This window comes from Thiocapsa sp., assembly GCF_018399035.1.
Taxonomy (GTDB): Bacteria; Pseudomonadota; Gammaproteobacteria; order Chromatiales; family Chromatiaceae; genus Thiocapsa.
The window spans coordinates 1,898,590-1,914,483 of sequence record NZ_CP073760.1; the positions used below are offsets into that span (position 1 = coordinate 1,898,590).

At 64.5% G+C, this 15,894-nt stretch carries 17 protein-coding genes; 15 read left to right on the forward strand and 2 right to left on the reverse strand.

From position 1 onward, the window contains the following. The first annotated feature begins 89 nt into the window (after positions 1–89). The 4 genes from KFB96_RS08640 to KFB96_RS08655 all read left to right on the forward strand — a co-directional run bounded on the left by KFB96_RS08640 (position 90) and on the right by KFB96_RS08655 (position 3,806). Positions 90–722 (forward strand): NapC/NirT family cytochrome c, encoded by a 633-nt coding sequence (locus KFB96_RS08640; protein WP_213462303.1) that lies wholly within the window; start codon positions 90–92, stop codon positions 720–722. A gap of 33 nt (positions 723–755) precedes the next feature. Further along, on the forward strand, positions 756–1,745 hold the full coding sequence (locus KFB96_RS08645) for an ankyrin repeat domain-containing protein (protein WP_213462301.1): 990 nt from the start codon (positions 756–758) through the stop codon (positions 1,743–1,745). Between the two features lie 130 nt (positions 1,746–1,875). Then, positions 1,876–2,493, forward strand: a complete 618-nt coding sequence (locus KFB96_RS08650) for a cytochrome c4 (RefSeq protein ID WP_213462299.1) — start codon at positions 1,876–1,878, stop codon at positions 2,491–2,493. A gap of 20 nt (positions 2,494–2,513) precedes the next feature. Next, the gene (locus KFB96_RS08655) at positions 2,514–3,806 is read left to right on the forward strand and encodes an FCSD flavin-binding domain-containing protein (RefSeq protein WP_213462298.1); all 1,293 of its coding nucleotides are present in this window, start codon (positions 2,514–2,516) and stop codon (positions 3,804–3,806) included. A 184-nt stretch (positions 3,807–3,990) separates the two neighbouring features. On the opposite strand, the gene KFB96_RS08660 is transcribed toward KFB96_RS08655, so the two are convergent. Continuing rightward, positions 3,991–5,121 carry a DUF2333 family protein gene (locus KFB96_RS08660; protein WP_213462296.1) on the reverse strand — a complete coding sequence of 377 codons (1,131 nt, stop codon included), beginning with the start codon at positions 5,119–5,121 and terminating at the stop codon, positions 3,991–3,993. Between the two features lie 28 nt (positions 5,122–5,149). Then, entirely contained in the window at positions 5,150–5,890 is a 741-nt protein-coding gene (locus KFB96_RS08665) for a DUF502 domain-containing protein (protein WP_213462294.1), read from the reverse strand. 492 nt (positions 5,891–6,382) lie between these two features. Here KFB96_RS08665 and KFB96_RS08670 point away from each other — a divergent pair, with 492 nt between their 5' ends. The 11 genes from KFB96_RS08670 to KFB96_RS08720 all read left to right on the forward strand — a co-directional run bounded on the left by KFB96_RS08670 (position 6,383) and on the right by KFB96_RS08720 (position 15,642). Then, positions 6,383–6,853, forward strand: a complete 471-nt coding sequence (locus KFB96_RS08670) for a hypothetical protein (RefSeq protein WP_213462292.1) — start codon at positions 6,383–6,385, stop codon at positions 6,851–6,853. Further along, a complete protein-coding gene (locus KFB96_RS08675; RefSeq protein ID WP_300971798.1) occupies positions 6,805–7,497 on the forward strand; it encodes a transposase in 693 nt (230 codons plus the stop codon). The genes KFB96_RS08670 and KFB96_RS08675 overlap by 49 nt, the downstream gene beginning before the upstream one ends. A 405-nt stretch (positions 7,498–7,902) precedes the next feature. Further along, positions 7,903–8,487 (forward strand): Na+/H+ antiporter subunit E, encoded by a 585-nt coding sequence (locus tag KFB96_RS08680; RefSeq protein ID WP_213462288.1) that lies wholly within the window; start codon positions 7,903–7,905, stop codon positions 8,485–8,487. Beyond that, on the forward strand, positions 8,484–8,747 hold the full coding sequence (locus KFB96_RS08685; RefSeq protein ID WP_213462286.1) for a monovalent cation/H+ antiporter complex subunit F: 264 nt from the start codon (positions 8,484–8,486) through the stop codon (positions 8,745–8,747). The genes KFB96_RS08680 and KFB96_RS08685 overlap by 4 nt, the downstream gene beginning before the upstream one ends. A gap of 4 nt (positions 8,748–8,751) precedes the next feature. After that, positions 8,752–9,048 carry a monovalent cation/H(+) antiporter subunit G gene (locus KFB96_RS08690; RefSeq protein ID WP_213462284.1) on the forward strand — a complete coding sequence of 99 codons (297 nt, stop codon included), beginning with the start codon at positions 8,752–8,754 and terminating at the stop codon, positions 9,046–9,048. Continuing rightward, complete coding sequence (locus tag KFB96_RS08695; protein ID WP_213462283.1) at positions 9,045–9,332, forward strand: DUF4040 domain-containing protein; 288 nt, start codon at positions 9,045–9,047, stop codon at positions 9,330–9,332. Before KFB96_RS08690 ends, KFB96_RS08695 begins: the two co-directional genes overlap by 4 nt. Next, complete coding sequence (locus tag KFB96_RS08700) at positions 9,329–10,012, forward strand: MnhB domain-containing protein (RefSeq protein WP_213462282.1); 684 nt, start codon at positions 9,329–9,331, stop codon at positions 10,010–10,012. Before KFB96_RS08695 ends, KFB96_RS08700 begins: the two co-directional genes overlap by 4 nt. Beyond that, on the forward strand, positions 10,009–10,308 hold the full coding sequence (locus tag KFB96_RS08705; RefSeq protein WP_300971416.1) for a cation:proton antiporter subunit C: 300 nt from the start codon (positions 10,009–10,011) through the stop codon (positions 10,306–10,308). The genes KFB96_RS08700 and KFB96_RS08705 overlap by 4 nt, the downstream gene beginning before the upstream one ends. Beyond that, a complete protein-coding gene (locus KFB96_RS08710; RefSeq protein WP_213462280.1) occupies positions 10,305–11,744 on the forward strand; it encodes a proton-conducting transporter membrane subunit in 1,440 nt (479 codons plus the stop codon). Before KFB96_RS08705 ends, KFB96_RS08710 begins: the two co-directional genes overlap by 4 nt. After that, entirely contained in the window at positions 11,741–13,240 is a 1,500-nt protein-coding gene (locus tag KFB96_RS08715) for a proton-conducting transporter membrane subunit (RefSeq protein WP_213462279.1), read from the forward strand. The genes KFB96_RS08710 and KFB96_RS08715 overlap by 4 nt, the downstream gene beginning before the upstream one ends. Then, positions 13,237–15,642, forward strand: a complete 2,406-nt coding sequence (locus KFB96_RS08720; protein ID WP_213462278.1) for a proton-conducting transporter membrane subunit — start codon at positions 13,237–13,239, stop codon at positions 15,640–15,642. Before KFB96_RS08715 ends, KFB96_RS08720 begins: the two co-directional genes overlap by 4 nt. The last annotated feature ends 252 nt before the right edge of the window (positions 15,643–15,894 follow it).

The following is a 15,894-nucleotide window of genomic DNA, read 5'->3' on the forward strand; positions in this document are numbered from 1 at the left end:
CAAAGAATTAACGCCCGTACGGCGTCGACAACAATAAGAGCCGTGACGGCCAACGACGTCCCCCAGTCGTCGCCGTAAAGAGGATGTCTATGTCTGAAGAACGCAAATCCACGCGCAGGACATCGCTTGTCGTCTTGGCAATTGTGTTTGTGGCGGGGATCGGATTTGCCGCCGCAATGTCCGGCGGTCTTGCCTATTCAAACCGCATGGATCTCTGTGTCTCCTGCCACAGTCTTCAGGTGCCCTACGAAGAGTACCGGGAGACGACCCACTACAAGAACGCGTCCGGCGTGCAGGCGACCTGCTCGGATTGTCATGTCCCGCGGGAGTTCTTCCCGAAGCTCCACGCCAAAATCATGGCCGTCAAAGACGTCTATCATGAGCTCAGAGGGACGATCGATACGCCGGAGAAGTTCGAAGAGCATCGCTGGGCGATGGCCAATCGAGTCTGGGACAGGATGAAGGCCACGGACTCCAACACCTGCAGGACCTGTCACGACTTTTCCAACATGGATTTATCGGCTCAGAGTCGCTCGGCCCGAAGTCGACACGGCGCGGCCGAGGATCGCGGCCAGACCTGTATCGACTGCCACAAGGGAATCGCCCATGATCTCCCCGACGAGCCGCCGAACGCCGAGCCCCCAAAGGCGTCCGCAACAACGACGGAAGCGGCCCCGGGGACGGCCGGCGCAACACAGCCCGCCGACCCGGACGCCGCCTGAGCGAGCCATGCAGCGAACACGTCGAGGTCCGTCATGAGTGTCATCCAAGTTTCCAAGCAAGGTCGACGGGTGATGGCCACGCGCCTCCTGCTGCTTGTGGGCACGCTGCTGCTCGGGCATGTGCATGCGGCCGATCCGGCAAGCCCGGACCTCGCCAAGGAGCTGCGCCTCGCAGCAATGATCGGCGATACCGAGACCGTCGCCGGCTTGCTCGACCAAGGGGTTCCGGTCGATTCCCCCAACGAATTCGGCAAGACGGCCCTGATGATCGCCGTGGAATCGGACGACCTCGAGACGGTTGCCCTGCTGCTCACCAGAGGCGCCAACGTCAATGCCCGCACCGTCGCAAGCTGCACACCGCTCACCTTCGCCGCCGAGCACGGCAACATCGGCATCACGGCCGTCCTGATCGAGCGTGGCGCGAATGTCCACGATCGGACCCGCGTCGGCTGGGATCCGCTGATGATCGCCTCGCGCTACGGCATCTCCGACATGGTCGAGCAGCTGCTCTTCCGGGGCGCGGATCCCAAGGCTTCGGATCGGGACGGGCGAACCGCGCTCATGCTCGCCGCGGCGTACGGACAGGTCGAGGTCGTCGACATCTTGATCGGGTCCGGTGCGGAGCTCGAGTCCAGGGACAAGGAAGGCGAGACAGCGCTGCTGCTCGCGGCCGACGCCGGCCACTGGCATGTGGTGAAGGCGTTGCTGGACGAGGGTGCCGACGTGAATGCGCGCGACGGGCTCGGAGCAACGCCCCTGATCCTGGCGATCAGCCAAGGACATCCGGACGCCGCCCTGCTCCTGCTCGAGCGCGGGGCGAATCCCGACCTTCAGGACGAGGACGGCACCTCCGCGTTGATGGAAGCGGTTGTCACGGACCACGCAGCGTTGATTCAAATCCTGTTGACCTATCGCGCCAACCCCGCGCTGACCAACCGCGATGGGCGCACCGCCACGGATCTGGCGGAGCAACGAGGCAATCAAGAGGCCGCCGCGCTCCTGGCGCAGCGACCAAGCCCTTGAGGCCGACGCGACCGACGCGGCCCGGGGCGACACCGAATGCAACGAGGGACGCAACAAGGACGCCCCTTCTGCATCGCGGCATCGAGCGCCGCGCGTTACCGACAACACCTAACGACCACTTGGAGGAAGCATGGCCACGATATCACCAAGATTGGCCCTACTTGCCGGCGCACTTGCGCTCGGCGTGTCCTCGGGAGCCAATGCCGACGCCACCGCATCGATGCTCGGAAACACTTGTGCCGGTTGTCACGGCGTCTACGGGGCAAGCGAGGGACCCGCCTCGCCCATCATCATCGGAATCCACCCCCAAGTCTTTATTGACATGATGGAGGGTTACAAGAGCGGCGACATCTACTCGACGATCATGGGCCGGATCGCCAAGGGATATACGACGGAAGAGTTCGAGAAGATGGCCCAGTTCTTCAACAGTCAGCGGTTCAGGCCGGCTCAGCAGGAATACAATACTGCACTCGTCGATACCGGCGCCAAGCTGCATGATAAGTATTGCGAGAATTGTCACGCCGAGGGCGGCACGCCCCTGATCGACGAGGAAACCGGGGAGCCTGCGGAGGATTTTTACCTGACTGCCGGTCAATGGACGCCGTACCTTCAGTACACGATGGAGGATTTCCGGGCAGACCGTCGCGAGATGCCGAAGAAGATGAGAAGCAAGCTGGACGACATGCTCGAGAAGGAGGGAGAAGGCGGTATTGCCGCACTCTTCGCCTTCTACGCGAGCCAGCAGTAAAGCCACCGGAGGAAAACGGAATGAAAATCAACAGACGTGATTTCGTAAAGGTTGCCGGTGCCGCGACCGCAGTTGGACTGGTCGGTGCTCCTCACCTCGCCCTCGGCGCGACTCAGAAGGTCGTGATCGTCGGCGGCGGCACCGGTGGTGCGACTGCCGCGAAGTACATCAAGATGGCCGATTCGAGCATCGACGTCACGGTCATCGAGCCCAACGAGGAATACATCACCTGCTATCTGAGCAACGAAGTGCTCGGCGGCGACCGCGCCTTCGATACGCTCAAGGTCGGCTACGACGGACTCAAGGCGCACGGGATCAACGTGGTGCACGACACTGCGGCAGGTATCGATGCCGACAAGAAGGTCGTCAAGACCGCAGGTGGCACCGAGTTCGGCTACGACCGCTGTATCGTCGCGCCGGGGATCCAGATCCTGTTCGACAAGGTCGAAGGCTACAGCGAAGAGGCCGCTCAGAAGTTGCCGCACGCTTGGAAGGCCGGCGAGCAGACCCTGATCCTGCGCAAGCAGCTCGAAGACATGGCCGACGGCGGCGTCGTCCTCATCTCGGCACCGGCCAACCCCTTCCGTTGTCCGCCCGGGCCCTACGAGCGCGCCAGTCAGATCGCCCATTACTTCAAGGCCAACAAGCCCAAGTCGAAGGTCATCATCCTCGACTCCAAGCAGGCGTTTTCCAAACAGGGGCTCTTTACCCAAGCCTGGGAGCGACTTTACGGCTACGGGACCGACAATGCATTGATCGAGTGGCGTCCGGGTCCGGACGCGGCGGTCAGCCTGGTCAAGGTCGACGAGATGACGGTCGAGACCGGATTCGGCGACGAGATCAAGGCGGACATCATCAACATCATCCCGCCGCAGCGGGCCGGCGAGATCGCCCAGAGCGCAGGCCTTGCGGACGACGGCGGTTGGTGTCCGGTCGACTTCCGGTCCTTCGAGTCCAAGCTCCAACCCGGCATCCACGTCATCGGCGACGCCTGTATCGCCGGCGCCATGCCGAAGTCCGGCTATGCGGCCAACAGCCAGGCCAAGGTCGCTGCGGCTGCGGTCGTCGCCATGCTCAAGGGCGATGAGCCCGGGACACCCTCGTACGTCAACACCTGCTACTCGATTGTCGGCACGGACTACGGCATCTCCGTCGCCGGCGTCTATCGGATGGCCGAAGACGGCAGCACGATCGCGGACGTCGAGGGTTCGGGCGGCGTCACGCCGATGGATGCACCCGATTGGGCCTTGGCTCGCGAGGTGCAGTATGGCTATAGCTGGTACGAGAACATCGTCAAGGACTCATTCGGCTGAGGATGCCGGAGACGAGCAACGGATCAAGCCCAATCTCGGGTTGATCGCGCCGTCATGATGTTGAAAGGGGCCGAAAGGCCCCTTTTTTTGCTGTCCTTACCTGAATCGCGTCGGCTCCTACGCCGCTTGATTCACGCGACGCCGAGCCGACGCAACAACAGTGCCTCTTAGTGCGGGACGCGGTTCAGCCCTGCTGCATCAGGATCCGCAGATCGAGCACTGCAGCATTGGCGCGCGAGATGTAGGACGCCATCACGAGCGAGTGATTGGCCAATAAGCCGTAGCCGTGCCCGTTGAGCACGATCGGGCTGGCCATCGTCTTGCTCGCACCCTCGAGGTCTCGAATGATCTGCTGGATCGAGACATCCGCATTCTTGGACGCCAGAATGTCCGCGAAATCGATGGAGACGGCCCGCATCATATGCAACAAGGCCCAGGTATAGCCGCGGGCCTCGTAGAAGATGTCATCGACCAGGTACCACGGCGTCGAGGTTCCGCCGCCGTCGATCGTCACTGACTCCAACTCGCCATTACCGTCGCCGACGCTCAGAACCAATGCGGCGGCCAGCTCGTGATCGCCCACGCTCGCACTCAAACGCAAGGCAAGGCTGCCGAGCCGTTTCTCGACGACCGACAAATAGGAGGCGAGGTTGTCCGCACGGGCGTAGAAGCGCGCGCTTTGGTCCTTTCCGGTGGAGAGATCGCGCAAGAAGAGGCGCAACGCATCGAGCGCTTGACGATACTCGTCTTCGGCCGAGGGCAGCATCCACGAGGAGACATCGATCGCGAGCTTCGTGTCTGCGCGCTTCGCATGCTCGTTCTCGAGTGACTGGGTCTGAGAGCGACTGAAGTCGTTGCGAAGCGCTCGCACGGAATCACGGAGCTCCTTGAGCGCGCCATACTCCCAGTTCGGCATGTTGTCCAGATAGATCCCCGGCGGGCTCAGGTCGTTGTAGATGAGCCCACCCGGCTTATTCAACAGCGTCTCCCCGACGCCGATCGCCGCGGCCACGACCGCCGTCCCCGGCACCGCCCTGCCTCCGGAGGCCGCAAGCTCCTCTGCCTGGAGGGCTGCAACGTCGAAGCTGGGTGGCTGGCGCGACCAGACGACGCCGAGTGCGAGTACGACGGCAACGTAGAGCACAAGCCCGATTCCCAAAACACGCAGCGGCGAAGGGCGCGAGCCCGTTTGCGCGCTCGAACCTGCGCCCGACGGGTCGCGCTGATCGGCCTTGCTTGCATCGTGGGCTTGATTGCCGAGGGGACCCCGGCGTTCATCGGGGCCCGGCGGCACCATTGCCGGCTTTTCGTTCATGCTTTAACTCCTTTAGGTTGCGAAGAATTCAGCGATTTGCCGCGCGCGCGCCGGGCGGGCACACAACGCCCTCGACCGTGAATGCGGCGGTTGTCGCCGGACCCGGCTGCCCGCATCGGGGCACAACAGGGCGGGTGAATCGTATGGTATCAGGTGCCGTCGTGCCGCCCGAAACGACAAAGGTCATGGCCTCGTCGACCGACCAATCCTGAGGGATGATTCGATCCAAAGGCACGATCTCGAGATAGCCGCTGGTCGGGTTCGGTGCGGTCGGGACATAGACCGCCGCCAGCTCGATGCCGCTCTCCCGGTCGATCATGGTGTGCGTGTGAAATCCGACCGCCTTCATCTCGGTGTGAGGGAATTCGACCAACACGACCTTTCGCGATTTCTCGATCCCGTTGGTCTGAAATGCCTCGACGAGCCTCTTCGTCGCTCCGTAGACCGTCGTCACGAACGGGATACGCTTGAGCCAGTCCTCGAGATTCGACAGGATTCTGCGCCCGATCAGATGCGTCACGGCCCATCCCAGCAGATAGAGCATCAAAAGGGTAAGCGTGATCGCGAGTGCCGAGGACAGCCACGGCACCTCCAGGATCCAGCGGGCCATGTCCGACGACAGCGGTCGCACGGCGTTGGCGAGGATGATCACCTTGGGTCGCCCGATCCCCGAGAGCAGGTCGAGAAAGAACATGAAGACAAAGGATGTCACCATGAGCGGGATCACGGTCACCACCCCGGTGAGTAGATTTCTCCGGAAATGCGTCATCGATATCCTATGCTTTCGCTGCCGAACGGTTGCGCTGGATTTGACTGGCCGAACCCCTTGAAGATCCGATTGAGCCGGAATTTCCGGGATTTTTCGTTTAGGCCGCCCATCAATCATCGACATCCGATGATCGAAACGATCCCCCTCGCGAATCGCAGAGCAAGGGCTCCAGGAACGTGAGACATCCCGCACGGCCCCGGTCGCTGCGTTGCGGTAACAATCGTGCGCCGGATGCACATCCCGTATAGTCTAAATGGTTTGCGCTCGAACAGCCACCGACAACCTGTAGATATCATGCATATACTTATTAAGGCGAATTACGGGGAAAGTTATACCATTGTGTGCGATAGTGGCGACTGGCTCTGAATCAACGCGCGGATTGTCATGATCTCTCATTCGAATCCAACCGCCCCGGATGCGGGGCATCGCGAGGATCTCAAACTCGCCGCCTCGAAAATGCTCGGAGCGGAGCGACGGGCGTTCCAAGCGGCGATGGCCGTGAAATATTGCGCCGGGAGCGCCCGGCAGGCCGAAGCCGTCTTCGGGTGGAGCCGCCAAGCGGTGGAGCTGGGTCTGCATGAGCGGCGCACCGGGGTGGTCTGCTTGAGCGCACAGTCGGCGTTTGGCGGCGACAAACTTTGGGAAGAGAAACATCCCGCGGCGGCAGCCGTGCTGTGGGAACTGGCGGATGCGCACTCGCAACAAGACCCGACTTTCCGGACGACGCAGTCGTTCACCCGTTTGACCGCGGCGGAAGCCCTGAGGCAATTGCGCGCACGCGGCATCGCCGAGGCCGAGTTGCCGTCGCCGAGCACGATGGCCGAGATACTGAACCGCAACGGCTACCGGCTGCGGCCGGTGCTCAAGGCCAAACCCCAAAAAAAGTCCCGCAAACCGATGCTATTTTCGACAATATCCGGGCCAAAGACCAACGCGACGCGGGCGGACGCGTCGCGCGACTGAGCATCGACTGCAAGGCCACGGTGATGATCGGCGAGTACTCGCGAGGCGGCTGTAGCCGCGGCGAGACCAAGGCCGCCGACCATGACATGGGCTGTCACGAGAAATACACCCCGTTCGGTCTGGTCAACGAGGACACCGGCGCGCTGCACCTGACCTTCGGAAGTTCCGCCAAGACCAGCGACTTCATCGTCGACTGCCTGTATGACTGGTGGGAACGGCAATCGCCCGAGCAGCGCGAGCGCATCACCCTGGTTCAGATCAAGGCCGACAACGGCCCGGAAAGCAACGGGCGACGCACCCAATTTCTCAACCGCATGGTCGCGTTCGCCGATCATATCGGCAAACCCGTTCAGCTGTTGTACTTCCCGCCCTATCACAGCAAATACAATCCGGTGGAACGCTGCTGGGGGATCCTGGAACAGCATTGGAACGGTACGCTCCTAGTGGACGCCCGGACCATGCTCGAGTGGGCCAAGAGCATGACCTGGAAGGGACTGAATCCGGTCGTGGAGATGAGTCGTCAGGTCTACGACAAAGGGATCTCACTGTCCAAGGCAGCCATGAAGAACATCGAGGCGCGCTTGCAGCGAAACCCGGAACTTCCGAAATGGGACATCCTGATCCAACCGGCAGTCTCGGTATGAAAGTTCACGGAAATCGCCTAACAACTCGTCTTTTCGAGAATCTACCTTCGCTTTATCCGTCTCCGTGTGGAATTCCAATCAATCCCCATTGGAGTGATGCCGTCGACGCCCCACACTTCGCCTTGCATCGACGTATACCGAGCGCCCGCGTATTTTTCGGAACAGAGAGTGCGTCCCCACGCACGTCGGGGCAAGGCGCGCCGACGAGGCGAGCGGCCCCTACGGCGAGGGCCGCAACGCCGGCCCGGCGTGTGCGGCGCACGCAATGCAGCGAAGAACCCGCGTGCGCTCAGTGTAGACACGCCTCATGACGATCATCCGGCCCGGTTGGGGATCTTCGACATCCGCCTGCCGGTCGCGAGCCGCGCACCGGCATCCCGACACAGAGTCTCAAAGCTTCGACCCATGCACCGACACCCCGTCTTCGCGCATCCTCCGGCAGTCCTGTCACGAGCGATCGGCTTCGCCCTGATCTGGTTGATTTTGGTCGGTCCCGACAGCGCGTCCTGGATCGTCGGGGGACCTTTCATCATCGCGGCGACACTGGCCAGTCTAACGCTGTCCGAGCCGCGGGACCGCAGCCTGTCGCTTTCGAGCTTGGCCGGCTTCGTGCCGTACTTTCTGCGTGAGTCTCTGCGCGGCGGTCTGGACGTCGCCGCGCGCGTCATGCTCCCGCGGCTGCGGGTTCGGCCCGGACACCAAAGGTACCGGGTACGTTTGCAAAGCCCGCAGGCACGGTTGGTCTTCATCGACACTATCAGCCTCTTGCCCGGCACGCTCAGCGCCGATTTGCGCGGGGATCTCGCGACGGTGCACGCGCTCGACATCGAGACGGACGTCGTGGAGGATCTGACGGCGCTCGAGCAGCGCGTCGCCGACCTGTTCGGCGAAACACTCGCACCCGTTTCGGATCGAACAACGGCGCAGCGATCCCCGGCGGACGGGGCGCCGACGCGCGAGCCACCGGGACTTCCGGAGGACCGCCCATGAACGCGTTTCTCTTGGCGGTCGCACTGGTCCTGATGGCCGGGATTGCCGCCGGACTGATCCGCGTCGCCATCGGTCCGACCCCGTCGGATCGCATGATGGCCGCGCAGTTGATGGGAACCTCGGGGATCGGCGTCATCCTGCTGCTCGCCCCGGTGCTCGCCGTCCCGGCGCTGATCGATGTGGCGCTGATCTTCTCGCTGCTCGCCGCCGTCGCCGTCACGGCCTTCACCCGGCGGCGTGTCACGAACCACGGAGACTGATGCGATGGACCCGGTGCAGCTCCTCTCGGGTGCCTTTTTGCTGGTGGGCGCCTTCTTTTTCATCGCCGGAACAGTCGGCCTGATCCGTCTACCCGACCGCTTCAGTCGGCTCCACGCCTTGACCAAGGCCGACAATGTCGGCCTCGGCTTCATCGTGCTCGGGCTGATGCCGCTGACGCCCGACCTCTTCTACGGCCTGAAGCTCGTCCTGGTCTGGCTGCTCGTGGTGATCGCCGGCGCGACGGGCGCCCACCTCATCGCCAAGCGCGCATTGCGCGGCGACGGCGAGGACGTCTTATGACCGTCCTTCTCACCCTCTTCGATCTGCTGCTGACCTTGACCCTGCTCGGCCTTGCCGTCGTCACCCTGACGAGCCACGAGCCGCGGCGGGCCGTCATCCTCTTCATCGCGTTCGGGCTCCTGCTCGCGCTGGTGTGGGCGCGGCTGCGGGCGCCCGATCTGGCCCTCGCGGAGGCCGCGATCGGGGCCGGTCTCAGCGGCGCCTTGATGCTCGCCGCGGCCCGACGGGCCTCGGGCCGCAAGACCTCTGCGGCGCAGAGCAGGGACGCGGAGGACGCGCCGTGATTCGGCCTCTGGAACACATCGTCATCCCGATCGGGCTGATCGTCGTCGGTGGCCTCCTCGGCTGGTCCTTCTTCCTTGCGGTGACAGGCGAGGCGGGGGATCGGCTCGCGTCCGTCGCACTGGCGCGCGTGCCCGACAGCGGCGTGTCCAACCCGGTGACCTCGGTCCTTCTCAACTTTCGCGCCTACGACACCCTGTTGGAGCTCGCGGTGCTCTTGAGCGCGCTGCTCGGCATCTGGTCTCTGGGGGCGGCCGGCCCCGGCTTTCAGCCGGCCGCGAGCATCCTCGACGGCATGGTCGCCGGGTTCGTCCCTCTGCTGATCCTCTCGGCCGGGTACATGCTATGGGTCGGCGCCTATGCACCGGGCGGCGCCTTTCAGGCCGGGGCGCTCTTGGGCGCGGCCGGCGTGATGCTCGCGCTTGCCGGACATCGCAACGCCGGGCTGCCGTGCGAAAGCCGACTGCGCCTGCTCGTTGCGCTCGGCGTCTTCGTCTTCGCAATGACGGGTCTGCTGCTCATGGTCCTCGGCGACGGCTTTCTGACCTACCCACCGGGCCTCGCGAAATGGCTCATCCTGATCATCGAGACGGCCGCCACCCTGGCCATCGGCGCGACCCTGGCAGCCGCCTACTTGGGCGGCCGACCCGCCGCACACCCGACGAGCGGAGAGACGGCGTGACCGATCAGCTTCTTTACGCCCAGCTCCTCTACGGCGGATCCGGGATCATCTTGGTGCTCCTCGGTCTCTGGTCATTTCTCGTACATGCGCCGCTGCTGCGCAAGCTGATCGCGATCAACGTGATGGGGGCCGGTGTCTTCCTCATCCTGGTCGCCATCGCCTACCGGGGGATCGACACCCCGCCGGATCCCATCCCGCACGCCCTGGTGCTGACCGGGATCGTGGTTGCCGTGAGCGCTACCGCACTGGCCTTGGCGTTCGGCAAACGGCTGGATCAGGACGCTGAGCCGGAATGATCGACGCCCTACCCCTGTCGGTCACACTGCCGCTGCTCGGCGCACTCGCGGTCACCGTATCCCCGGCGCATGCGCGCGGCCTGGGCCTCTTGGCCGCCGTGCTCACCGCCGCGAGCGGTGTGGCGGTCACGGCCGCGGTTTGGAGCGACGGCGTCCTGAGGGCCGATCTCGGCGGCTGGGGCGTCCCGCTCGGCATCGCGCTGGAGGCCGACGGGCTCTCGGCGGCCTTCCTGGCGATGGCCAATGTGGTCGCCCTCGCCATCAGCGTCTATGCCGGCGGCTACTTCAAGCAGGAGACCGCGCAGCACTTCTGGCCGCTCTGGTTGCTGCTGTGGAGCGCATTGAACGGACTCTTCCTCGCGACCGATCTGTTCAACCTCTACGTGACGCTGGAGCTTCTCGGCCTCTCCGCCGCGGCTTTGGGCGCGCTCACCGGTACGCGCGAGGCGGTCGCCGCGAATCTGCGTTATCTGTTGGTGGGTCTACTCGGCTCCATGAGCTATCTGCTCGGCGTCGCGCTCGTCTACGCCGCCTACGGGGTGCTGGATATCGGCCTGGTCGCCGAGGCCATCGCGCCCGGACCGGTCGCCTGGACCGCCATGGCCCTGATGATCGGCGGACTGATCCTGAAGGCCGCCCTCTTCCCGATGCACTTCTGGCTCCCGCCCGCCCATGCCAACGCCCCGGCGCCGGTCAGTGCCGCCTTATCGGCCCTGGTCTGCAAGGCCGCCTTCTATCTGGTCTTGCGCCTCTGGCTCGACGTCTTCGCGCCTGTGCTCAACGAGGCCGCTGCGAATCTGCTCGGGATGCTCGGGGCCGCAGCAGTCGTGTGGGGGTCTTGGCGGGCACTGCGCGCCGAACGACTCAAGCTCCTTGCGGCCTATTCCACCGTCGCCCAGGTCGGCTATCTCTTCATCGCCTTCCCCTTGCTGGCCGCGACCCCGCCCGGCCTCGCCCGGGACAACCTTCTGGCCGCCGTCGTCTTGCTCGCCTTGACCCACGGCTTCGCCAAGGCCGGGTTCTTCCTCGCCGCCGGGATGGTGCAGAAAACCGCGGGGCACGACCGAATCGACGACCTCGGCGGTGCCGCGCAGGCGCTGCCCGCGGCCACCTTTGCGATCGGACTGGCCGGTGTCGCCCTCATCGGCCTGCCGCCGAGCGGGACCTTTCTCGCCAAATGGATGATGCTCGAGCAGGCGATGATCCTGGGGCACTGGTGGTGGCTGGTGGTGATGATGATCGGCACCCTGCTCGCGGCTGCTTACATCTTTCGGGTGCTCAGCCGGGCCTTCAATCGCGAGCCCGCACCTTATCGCTTCGTCAACGATGCGCGCACCGAGCTCCCGGCGCTCCTGCTCGGGCTGATCGCGACCTTCGGGCTCGGGATCGCCGCACAACCGCTGTGGGTCTTGCTCGAGCAGGGGGGGTTCGGATGAGCTTCGACGCCTGGCTGCCGGCCGCGATCCTCCTGAGCTCGATGGTCCCGGGCATGCTGATCTTTCTCTTGCGGGAAGAAAGTCATCGCCTGCGCACCCTGTTGAACATGACCGGCGCGCTGGTCAAACTGGGGCTGGTGATCTGGATGATCGGGGGCGTTTACGACGGACAGCATTTCGAGACCCGTTGGACGCTCGCACCCGGCCTGGACCTGGTGCTCAGCGCCGACGCCTTGTCGGTGCTCTTCGTCGCCTTGTCCACGCTCCTGTGGTTGGTGACGACGATCTACGCGATCGGTTATCTGGAGCATTCGCCGAACCGCAGCCGATTCTTCGGCTTCTTCAGCATCTGTGTCTCCGCGACGGTCGGCATCGCCCTGTCCGGGAACCTCCTGACCTTCGTGATCTTTTACGAGATCCTGACCTTGGCGACCTACCCCTTGGTCGCGCACCGAGGCACCCCCGATGCCGCGCACGGGGCGAAGGTCTACCTCGCCTACACGGTCGGCGGCGGGGCCTTGCTCCTGGTCGGGGCGATCTGGCTGCAGGCGCTCGTCGGCCCGGTGGAATTCACGCCGGGCGGTATCCTGGGGGTGTCGCCGGAAGAGATCCGCATGGAGCTGATCCTGATCTTCTTCGTGCTGTTGGCCGGGCTGGGCGTGAAGGCGGCCTTGGTGCCGCTGCACGGTTGGTTGCCGCAGGCGATGGTCGCCCCAGCGCCGGTCAGTGCATTGCTGCACGCGGTCGCGGTGGTGAAGGCCGGGGCCTTCGGGATCCTGCGTGTGGTCTACGATGTCTATGGCGTGGAGTTCGCCTATGCCAACGGTCTGCTCCTGGCGCTCGGCATCCTGGCGTCCGTCACCGTCATTTACGGGTCGATGATGGCCCTGACGCAGGACAATTTAAAGAAACGGTTGGCCTATTCGACCGTCAGTCAGGTGTCCTATATCGCGCTCGGCGCCTCGATCTTCGGGCCTATCGCAACCATCGGCGGCATGGTTCACCTCGTCCACCAAGGACTCATGAAGATCACGCTTTTCTTTTGCGCCGGGAACTATGCTGAGACACTGGGTGTTCACAAGGTCAGCGAGATGGACGGCGTCGGGCGGCGCATGCCCTGGACCAGTCTCGCCTTCACCGTCGGTGCGCTCGGCATGATCGGGGTCCCGCCGATCGCGGGCTTCGTGAGCAAATGGTATCTCGGGCTCGGCGCTGCGGACGCCGGCTCGAACTGGGTCCTGGCGGTCCTGGTCGCCAGCAGCCTGCTGAATGCCGCCTACTTTCTGCCCATCCTGCACCGTGCCTGGTTCAGGCCCGCGCCGAAGCAGTGGCCGCAGGAGCACCGCCATACCGGGCGAATGGAGATCGCGGGTGCCTTGCTTTGGCCGCCGGTGATCACGGCGGTGCTGGCGCTGAGCGCCGGACTCTTCGCGGCCGCACCCTTCACACCGCTCGAGTGGGCGACCCTGATCGCCGAGCGGGAGTACGGCCGATGACCTGGCTCCTACCGCTCGTCGCCGCAATTCCGATTCTGGCGGCGGCCTTCGCCATGCATCGGCTGTCCTGGTGGACCCCTGCAGTCGCCGCCGTGCCGGCGCTCGTCGCGGCGCTCCTGGTGCCGATCGGGGAGTCGCTCGACCTGCCCTGGCTTCTGCTCGGCGCGCATTTCGGTCTCGACGAGATCGGACGAATCTTTCTGATCTTCACCTCGATCCTCTGGATCGCCGCCGGAATCCACGCTGTGGCAAGCATGCGCGGCACGCCGCACGTCGAGCGCTTCAACACCTTCTTCCTTCTGGCGATGGCCGGCAACCTCTGGCTGATCGTCGGGCAGGATCTGGTCAGCTTCTATGTCGGTTTCGCGATCATGGGGATCTCCTCCTACGGCCTGGTGATCCACGAGGGCGACCGCAACGCCTTGAAGGCCGGCAAGGTCTATCTCGTCTTGACCCTGGGAGCGGAGCTTGCCCTGTTCGTCGCGCTGGTCATGATCGCCTCCACCACCGGATCGATCCTGCCGACACCGGAGGATCTGGTCGAGCTCGACGATCTCGCGATCGGACTCCTCATACTCGGTCTCGCGGTGAAGGCCGGGCTGATCCCGCTGCACGTCTGGCTTCCGCTCGCCCATCCGGCCGCGCCCATCCCGGCCAGCGCAGTGCTCAGCGGCGCCATGATCAAGGTCGCTCTGCTCGGCTGGCTGAGATTCCTGCCGGTCGGCGAGATCGCTTTGCCGGGCTGGGGGCTGCTGTTCGTCTTTGCCGGCCTGGCGACGGCCTTGTATGCCGCCCCCATCGGTATCCTGCAGTCCAACCCCAAGGTTCTGCTGGCCTACTCGAGCGTCGGCAAGATGGGACTCATGGTGGTGACCTTGGGACTCATGCTCATCGAGCCCGCGATGGCTCCCGTCGCAGCCATCGGCCTGGCGCTCTACGCCGGACATCATGCGCTGACGAAAGGCGGCCTCTTTCTCGGCGTGGGGCTTCGCAAGTCCGCCGGCGCACAGCGGCTGGTCTTCGGCGGGGTGGTGTTGCTGGCCTTGGCGATGGCCGCCGTGCCGCTCACCAGCGGTGCCGTGGCGAAATACGGAATCAAGCCGATCTTCGTCGATTCCGATTGGGTGTGGCTGCAGGTCGCCGTCGCCCTGACCACCGTCGCCACCGCCTGGATGATGGTGCGGTTCGTGTGGTTGATGTGGGGTTTGAAGCGCGGTCATGAAGCGGGTCACAACGTGCTCACGGAGCGCGATCCAGGCGGAAACAACGAGGCTCGAGCGGAACGCGCTTCAAAGCGTTTTTTTGATCGAGACCGCGTGGCGCGATCGTTTGGGTTTGGCGCGCGGCTCGAGACTCCCGGGGAGGGTGCGGATCACTCCCGGCGCGGTTCGGCCTCGACCTCGATTCCTCCTGTCACTTGGGCACTCGTGGGTTGGGTTCCGCTGCTCGGCGTGGTGATCCTCTATCCCTTGGTTCTGGGATCACCGACGGCCTGGCTGACCGATGTCGGGCTGATCGCCCTGGCGGGCCTGCTCGCCATCCCCGTTATCGTCCTCGCCGTGCGGCGGCCCGCGGCGCTGGCGACCCTGGTCGACAGCGTCAAACCCGGCGATCTGCTCGGACTGGTCCGTCCGCTCCTGATGAGTGCGCGTTGGACCCTGCGCTGGTCGATCCGCGGCTATCGGAATGCCTATGCTCGCGTGGCCGCTCCGCTTCGGGAACGCCTGACCGAGCTCGCTCGGCGTCCAGCCTCCGATCTGGATCGCCGGCTCACCGCCTGGCCACTCGCGGGCGGACTCTGGCTCGGCATCATGACGCTTTTGATCGTCCTGGCCTTGGTCGTGCCGACACAGAGACCGACCTTTCCCCGCATCGACCAGGACGACGCGAGGCCGGTCATGGCGCCGCCGACGCCTTCCCCGGCCGCGCCCGATGCCGTCACGATTGCGCCCGATCCACGGCCCGACGTCACGGATCCCGACCCGAGCGCCGAGGCCGACGCTCCCGTGCTCGATGTGCCGAGTCGGCCACTTGAACCGGAGGAATCGCAGCTCGCACCGTCGGAGTCGCTCGTGCTCGAGCCCCAACCCGCCGAGCCGGTGTGCGATCCCGACGAGCCCTATGTCTTCCGACACGCCGCAAGCGATCGCGAGGTCGTCTTGGATCGATGCGTCTCCGTGGACGGCACGCCGCAACGTCTCGATGCGCCGCCTCTATCGAACGCACTGGTCCTCCTGATCCAGACCCATCTCGACGCGCGCGGCTTCGATCCCGGCCCGACCGACGGACTGATCGGCCCCCGCACCCGCGACGCGATCAGACGCTTTCAGACCGATCGCGGTATCGCACCCACGGGCGCCATCACCTTCGATCTACTCGATCGGCTCCGGGGACCCGATTAAACCGCGTCCCCGCTAAGGGTTGTGGATGCACCAAACGTCGAGCGCACTCGAAAATGACGCATGTCGCTCTGGACGCGGTTTAGCCGATCAATCAGCCGTCGTGCGGCGGCCTCCACCCGGGCGCAGGCGGAAAGTCCAACAGTGTCCGCCACAGCGCCACACGAGCGGCAAAACCAGGCTCCCCGGATCTCGGCTCGATGGGGGTGACAGTCATCCAGGTGAGGAAACGCAACCTCCCGTTGGAACATTCCG